Origin of the sequence: Tunicatimonas sp. (assembly GCF_049647865.1) — a bacterium.
GTDB lineage: Bacteria > Bacteroidota > Bacteroidia > Cytophagales > Cyclobacteriaceae > Tunicatimonas.
This window is the reverse complement of the sequence record NZ_JBARYM010000610.1, coordinates 1-7,376: the sequence shown is the minus strand read 5'-3', so window position 1 is coordinate 7,376 and position 7,376 is coordinate 1. Positions and strand designations below refer to the sequence as shown.

Annotated in this window: 6 protein-coding genes; 4 read left to right on the top strand and 2 right to left on the bottom strand. The window is 43.3% G+C overall.

All coding sequences use genetic code 11. The features are described 5' to 3' along the window. A partial coding sequence (locus tag WBA23_RS17855; protein WP_424583645.1) for a hypothetical protein occupies nt 1-403 on the top strand: 403 nt, incomplete at its 5' end. 105 nt (nt 404-508) lie between these two features. On the opposite strand, the gene WBA23_RS17850 is transcribed toward WBA23_RS17855, so the two are convergent. Further along, the gene (locus WBA23_RS17850) at nt 509-2,290 is read right to left on the bottom strand and encodes a glycoside hydrolase family 15 protein (RefSeq protein WP_424583644.1); all 1,782 of its coding nucleotides are present in this window, start codon (nt 2,288-2,290) and stop codon (nt 509-511) included. A 267-nt stretch (nt 2,291-2,557) separates the two neighbouring features. Between WBA23_RS17850 and WBA23_RS17845 the strand changes: the two genes are divergently transcribed. The 3 genes from WBA23_RS17845 to WBA23_RS17835 all read left to right on the top strand — a co-directional run bounded on the left by WBA23_RS17845 (nt 2,558) and on the right by WBA23_RS17835 (nt 6,635). Further along, entirely contained in the window at nt 2,558-3,169 is a 612-nt protein-coding gene (locus WBA23_RS17845) for a fumarylacetoacetate hydrolase family protein (protein WP_424583643.1), read from the top strand. Beyond that, nucleotides 3,156-5,072 (top strand): M23 family metallopeptidase, encoded by a 1,917-nt coding sequence (locus tag WBA23_RS17840; protein ID WP_424583642.1) that lies wholly within the window; start codon nt 3,156-3,158, stop codon nt 5,070-5,072. The genes WBA23_RS17845 and WBA23_RS17840 overlap by 14 nt, the downstream gene beginning before the upstream one ends. A 153-nt stretch (nt 5,073-5,225) precedes the next feature. Further along, a complete protein-coding gene (locus WBA23_RS17835; protein ID WP_424583641.1) occupies nt 5,226-6,635 on the top strand; it encodes an ATP-dependent DNA helicase in 1,410 nt (469 codons plus the stop codon). Between the two features lie 127 nt (nt 6,636-6,762). Here the strand turns inward: WBA23_RS17835 and otsB are convergent. Continuing rightward, nucleotides 6,763-7,376: trehalose-phosphatase (gene otsB / locus WBA23_RS17830; RefSeq protein ID WP_424583640.1), on the bottom strand; the 614-nt coding region annotated here is incomplete at its 5' end.

The window sequence follows — 7,376 nt, the reverse complement described above, 5'->3', positions numbered from 1 at the left end:
ACAAAACAGTAAAGATATGTTAAAGACGTGCTCATGTCTCGCCTTTATTGTAGCAACTCTACTTAGCAGCAGTTGCCAAGAAGATGAAGATAGCATTAACCCTCTGCTGGGTACCTGGCTTGAATCTACCGACCGATCTGACACACTAATATTTGAGGAAGAATTCTTCATACTTAACCGAGGAAAAGAAATGCAGAATGGTAATCTATTGCCTATACCTGATTCGGGCCTGTATTTTTATGAGTTACGAAAAGACACTGTTTCTGTTCAAAATTCGGTATCAAGTTTCTCAGGATTTTATAATGTACCTATAGAAGTTGAAGGGGATAGACTGACGATTGGTGATTTTTACCAGAAAGATACTATTAATAGTTCGTTGTTATTTTTTGAAAGAATAGAGTAAGCCAGATACGTATTTAGAATTGCTCATTCGCTAATTAAAATATGAAGTGAGAGATATGAAATCAGAAAAGTAAACGATATTCTTTCATATCTCACATTTTACATTTTACAAAAACGTTGGATTATCCAGCCGAGTGGCAATACGAAAAGCGGCATTCACCAAGCCCACGTGACTGTAGGCCTGCGGAAAGTTACCCCACTGACTGCCGGTTGCGGCATCAACGTCTTCGCTAAACAGCCCTACGTGATTGCTGAATTTCATGATGCTCTCAAACGTTTCAATGGCTTCATCCAGACGGCCTACGCAAGCCAGAGCTTCTACGTACCAGAAAGCACAAATTAGGAAGGTAGTTTCGGGGGTACCAAAATCATCGGTATGTTTATAGCGGTAAAATAAACCACCTTCAGAGCGCAACTCTTTTTCCAAATTTATTAAATGATTCTTAGCTAGATCAGAACCACTGTCTAAATAGTTCATCATGATAAGTTGCAATGTACTCGCATCTAAATTACTGGTGCCGATAGCTTGGGTGTACACTTTTCGAGCTGGATCATAACACGCCTCAATTTTATTCGCCGCCAAATCCCGCAGATACACCGCTTTCTTTTTAAGACGATCATCCTTCATGAAATCGGCAATCTTTACCGCTGCCGAACTTCCCGCCCAGTGAAAAAGATACGTATAACAGTGTAGTTGCTTAAAATCTCGGAACTCCCAAAGACCGGCATCGGGCTCTTGAATAAACTTTTCAATCCGGTTAAGCACGTCCGCAGCCAGTTTATCGGAACCAGCGCGCTCATCTTGATTAAAACGAAAATCGACGTAAAGTGGTAGCAAAGAAAGTAGCACTTGTCCGTATACATCGTTCTGAATATGTTCGTAAGCCTGGTTGCCAATGCGTACTGGTCCATTTCCCTGATAGCCCTCTAAATCAATAATACGCTCTACGAGCTGATCGCGTCCACCGATGGCGTACAGCGGTTGATAACGCTCTCCCTGAGTAGCCGAGATATTGGCGATATAGTGAAAATAGCGTTCCAGTTCCTCAAAGTGCCCAATGTTATTGAACGCGTTAAGTGTATAGTACGTATCCCGCAACCAACAGTAGCGGTAGTCCCAGTTTCGGCCGCTACCCGGCGATTCGGGTAAACTGGTCGTTGCTGCGGCAATAATTCCCCCAGTATCTTCGTACTGGTGGATTTTGAGTATTAATGCTGAGCGTAGCACTTCGCGCTGACCGAAGTTTTTAATGCTGGTACTTTTTACCCAATTACGCCAGTAGTTTGTAGTATTTTGCAGAAAGGCTTCAGAAGTACTACGTACTGCTGCCTCCAAAGGGGCCCCGTAGGTCAGCACCAAATACTTCGTATCGTTCAGCACAAAATAGTTGTTCTCAATAATATGGGTGAGCGAAATATCAGTGGTAAGGCGAATTTCCCGCTCCAATCCTAAGAACTTAATATGATTACTTGCCTGATTATTTTCGAGTTTCATTTCACCATATTCGCCTACCGGATTACAGGTAACTTTCACTAAAGGAGTACCCGACAGTGGCTCCAGCTTTCGGATAAGCATAAGTGGCTTAAAATTTCTATCATACTGTAAGAAACGAGGCGCAAAATCAGTTACCCGATACTTGCCTTCATTCGTAGTAATCTCCGTGCACAGCACATTGGTATTTTCCTCGTAGTACTGATGCGTATCAAAAGAATCGGACTTAGGTTGAATGCTAAACTCACCCCCTTTTTTCTTATCCAAAATACCCCCAAAAACAAAGCTACTGTCGAAGCGAGGCCAACAAAGCCAGGCTACATTCGTGTCTTTACCGATATGGGCCAGAAAAGCGCAATTTCCAATCACTCCGTATTCGTAAGTATGTTTGCTCATTATTTGGTGTTATGCTACCTATGAAACAAAGTGCATATTAGCGAAGCAGTAGGGTAAATTCAAACGATATGTCAGTTATACGGGCAAATAATACCTTTTTGTTGCGTTTACTTACACTGGTAAGAACTTATCTAAAGTTGTTTCAATTATTTTTATGGTTTTTTTGCCCGAAGTATACTAATTTTTACCGGCGAAAAAGGGAGCAGCAAAACAAAGCTTGCTAGTATGCGCTTTCCAACCACTTATAATCAATTAAGCTTCAAAATCATGAAAATCATCGCTATTGGACGTAATTACGCTGACCATATCTGTGAACTTGAGAATGAAAAGCCTGACGAGCCAGTAGTTTTTATGAAACCCGATACAGCGCTGCTCAGGAATAATGATCCGCTATATTATCCGGAATACACGCAGAATATTCACTACGAAGTAGAGATTCTGGTGAAGATTTGTCAGGAAGGAAAGTATATTCAGGAGAAGTTTGCCGCTAAATATTACGACAGCATCGGCATTGGTATTGATTTCACGGCAAGAGATTTGCAACAGAAAGCGAAAGAAAAAGGGTTACCCTGGTTGCTGGCGAAAGGTTTTAATGGTTCAGCCCCGGTATCGGATTTTGTTTCAAAAGAGCAGTATCCCGACTTGCAGAACCTAAATTTTAGCCTAAAGGTAGACGGCGAAACGAAGCAGGAGGGGAATACCAGCTTAATGTTGTATACTATTAATTCGCTAATTGCGTATGTTTCTCAGTTTATTACGCTCAAGAAGGGAGACATCTTATTTACGGGTACTCCCAAGGGAGTGGGTCCCATTCAGCGGGGCAATATATTAGAGGCGTTTATTGAAGATCAAAAAATGTTGACTTGTGAAATTAAGTAGGGTTGTTGTACTAATTTGCATTCCGGTGCTGTTCGCTTCAGTAGGGTTTGAAAACGATGATTATTATCTGTTTCCTATCCGGCCGGGCGAGCGTAATTATTTATCGGGTAATTTCTGTGAATTGCGTAGCTCTCATTTGCACGCTGGGCTAGATATTAAAATTGGGGGAGTGGTGGGTTCTCCGGTGCACGCTACTGCCGACGGGTACATCAACCGCATCAAAATTTCTTACGGGGGCTACGGCAACGCTATTTATATTCAGCACCCCAACGGAACCATTAGCGCGTACGCTCACCTGCACGAGTTCAACAATAAAATTCAGGCGTACGTTAAGCAGGCGCAGTACCAGAAGAAATCATTTACCATTGAGTTGTTTCCGCAGAAAAATGAGTTAGCGGTAAAGCGAGGCGAGGTGATTGGTAAAGCAGGAAATTCCGGTTCCTCGGGCGGCCCCCACCTGCACTTCGAGATTCGGGATGCTAACCAGCAACCGATGGACCCTTTAAAATTTGGGTTTACAGAAATTGTAGATAATGTACGCCCCTACGTTCGCCGTATTGCCCTTACCACTTTAAACGAAGATTCTCGGATTAACGGGCAATTTGGCCGCTTTGAATTTAGCTTAAAAGATAAGAATGGCAGATACGTAGTAGATGAGCCTATCGCGGTGAAAGGCACAGTAGGCGTTGAAGTTGCCTCTTTCGACAAAGCTACTGGAGTACGAAATGTGTACGGCGTAAAAGAAACCACATTGACCTTAGATGGTCAATCTCAGTTTCATTGTGATATGGGGAAGTTTGCTTTCTCTCAAACTAAAAATATTCACGTTCATACTAACTACGAAGAGCGATACCGCCAAAATCGCACTTTTTATAAACTGTACGTAGACGACGGCAATACGCTGCCATTTTATAATACAAACGCTCAGAAGGGGAAAGTTACTATTGATGACGATCAGGTCCATCAGGCAACCATTACGCTCGCCGATATTAACGGTAATAAAAGTCAGGTAGATTTCACCTTGCAAGGCCAATCCGAAACGGATAAAGTGCTGAATACTCGCTACTTCAATAAGCCGTATTCTACTCAGAATTACCACGTTCGGGAAAATATTTTACAGTTATTCGCCCCAGTAGATAAGAACCCAGAGGGAATTTACCAACGTAAATTGGCAACGTTTTTTTCTAATCGTCGGGCTTTTGAGGAGCCGCCCGCTTACGTAGTGAACGATGTTGCGGTTTATCTGTGGAATCTTAATCAAGGTATTCCTGATTCGGTTGATATGTGCGGAGATGTAAGCCAATTACCAATTAAAGTACGAGTTCCCTCTCAGAGCGCATTTAGCTTTTACCAACCTCAAATGAATGTCACTTTCCCGAAGTCGGCATTATTCGATACACTATTCCTCCAAATGGATCACCAGATGGAAGCAGGCAGAGAACTGTTTAGACTGCATCAGGGCAATGTGCCGCTTCGGCAGAGTATGCAAGTACTACTAAAACCTCGGCAGTTCCCGGAGGGACCTCGGGACAAAACATCAGTATATCGGATAGATGCTAAAGGTGACTTGGGCTACGAAGGCGGCGACTGGAAAAACAATAACATCTCGTTCCGAACCCGTAGTTTTGGTGACTTTATTCTGGAAGTAGATACCATTGCCCCGGTAATTACCCCGCTCAGCATTAGCTCCAGCCGTTTGCGCTTTAAAATTGAAGATGTAACCTCCGGTATTCGCAATTACGAAGTCTACGTAGATGACGAGTGGCTGCTGATGCACTACGATTACAAACGAGACTTAATTTGGTCGGACCGGCTAGACGATTCCAAACCATTAACCGGTAAAGTAACCTTGCGCGTCCGCGATATGGTAGGCAATGAGAATGTGTTTAGTAGAGTGATATAGCGTTATAGTCCATGGTGTTATAGTATTTATATCTCAGGTGTTTATGGGTTCGTGTGTTCAGGTAAAATTGAGTAGCTTTGACTACCTACTCTAAATAGTTTAAGTGCTATAACACCGTTCTACGGCGGCTCTAACAATTGAACACCTTGCTCCATGTCTAAACCTTCGGAAGTTATTGCTTCGTATTTTCCTCACCAACCCACCGAAGGACAACAGAACTTATTTTTATTGTTTGATCTCTTTCTGGCTCAGAAAGCCGATCGAAAAACCGCTCTATTGCTAAAGGGGTACGCCGGAACGGGCAAAACCTCGGTAGTAAGTGCGTTAGTGAAAGCATTGCCAGTATTCGATTTAAAGTTGCTATTACTGGCTCCTACCGGGCGAGCTGCTAAGGTGATGGCGAGTTATTCGGAACGGAGCGCATTTACCATTCATAAAATTATTTACCAGCGAGTGGCCGATCCGATTTCAGGTAAGCTGCAATTCTCTCGCCGGAAGAATTATCAGAAAAACACCCTATTTGTTGTAGATGAAGCTTCCATGCTTTCTAATGATATTGGAGCTAGCCGGAGCGGACTACTTTCCGACCTGATTGATTTCGTGTTTGAACAGCCCACCAATCGGCTAATGCTTATTGGCGATGCCGCTCAACTTCCTCCGGTAGGTCAAACCCTCAGTCAAGGATTAGATGCCGAGCATCTAGAGCACTTCTACGGACTCAATATTTTTGAAACCGAACTCACGGAAGTAATGCGACAGGAGCAAAACTCCGGCATTCTAGACAATGCTACTCAGCTTCGGCGGCAACTTATTCTGAACCAGTTTGGCATTCAAATGAAAACGAAGGGCTTCGCTGACGTGTATCGGATGGAAGGGCGAAAGTTAGAAGATGGATTACGCTACGCCTACGATAAATTCGGGAAAGACAATACAGCAGTCATCTGCCGATCCAACAAAGCCTCGGTACAGTACAACCGATTTATTCGTCACCAAATATTTTTTTATGAGAACGAACTGGAAGTTGGCGATTACCTCATGATTGTGAAGAATAACTATTTCTTCACTGAAGAAAACAGTGATATTTCTTTCTTAGCGAACGGCGATTTTGTAGAGATCATGAAAGTATTTAATCTGGAAGAAAAGTACGGACTGCGCTTCGCTGACTTAGAATTGCGACTGCTAGACTACCCCGATCAACCGCCCTTCGATGCCAAAATTATGTTAGATGTGTTACATTCTCCTAGCGTGGCGTTAGAAGAAGACAAGTACCGCGATCTCTACCAGCACGTACTGGAAGAATACCAAGATCAAGAAACCAGGCAGCAACAGCAAGAAGCTATACGAAATGATACATACCTGAACGCTTTACAAGTAAAGTATGCCTATGCGCTCACCTGTCATAAGTCGCAAGGTGGGCAGTGGGATGCCGTATTTGTAGATCAGGGCTACTTACCGGATGAACGGCTAAACACAGAATATATTCGCTGGCTCTATACCGCCATTACTCGTTCTCGCCAGGAACTATTTCTGATGAATTTCCGAGAAGAATTCTTCGCTAAATGAACACGGAGACCGAAAGTCGGCAACTGAAGACTGGGGGATATGATATTTGGCTTTAACCTGCAACTTTAAACCAATGACCGCAGATATTATAACCAATGAACAATTTACTCCTCTCATTCGGACATAGCTAACCCTCAGCAATCATTACTTTCAATAGTGCCCGCACATCTTTGAAAGAATTAACATTGAAACGGGCGGCGGAGGTTTTACTACCTACTTTTATGGTATAGGCATTTTCGGGCATCACCTTAAAGGTATCTTCATCGGTAGCATCATCGCCAATGGCAAACACAAAGTCATGCGATGTTTGATTAAGCCACTGCTGGGCGGTTCTGCCTTTATTCACCTCTCGATCTTTAATCTCTACTACGTGATCACCTTCTAGCACCTGTAAATTACTGTTAGAAGAGATGTACTTGAGGTGACTAGCCAGTTCGCGCGTTCGTAGCTCACCCAACCCTGTTTCTACTTTGCGATAGTGCCAAACCAAAGAGAAGTCCTTTTCTTCAATAAATGAGCCGGGGGTACGCTGCACGTACATTTCCAGAATCGGCATAATTTCTTTCTTCCAATCGCCCTTAATGGGTACTACTGTGCGCCAATCTTCACTCACCTCGCGCATCCAGATACCGTGTTCGGCAATCAAGGTTACGTTGAACTCACCCATCCATCCACCAAGGGTATCTTTATCCCGACCGCTTATTACCACCACTTTATTTTTCTCTTCTTTGACTAACCCTT

Excerpts from the sequence above, each read along its gene's own strand:
- WBA23_RS17850 (WP_424583644.1), bottom strand. The coding sequence starts at position 2,290 with ATGAGCAAACATACTTACGAATACGGAGTGATTGGAAATTGCGCTTTT.
- WBA23_RS17845 (WP_424583643.1), top strand. The coding sequence starts at position 2,558 with ATGAAAATCATCGCTATTGGACGTAATTACGCTGACCATATCTGTGAA.
- WBA23_RS17835 (WP_424583641.1), top strand. The coding sequence starts at position 5,226 with ATGTCTAAACCTTCGGAAGTTATTGCTTCGTATTTTCCTCACCAACCC.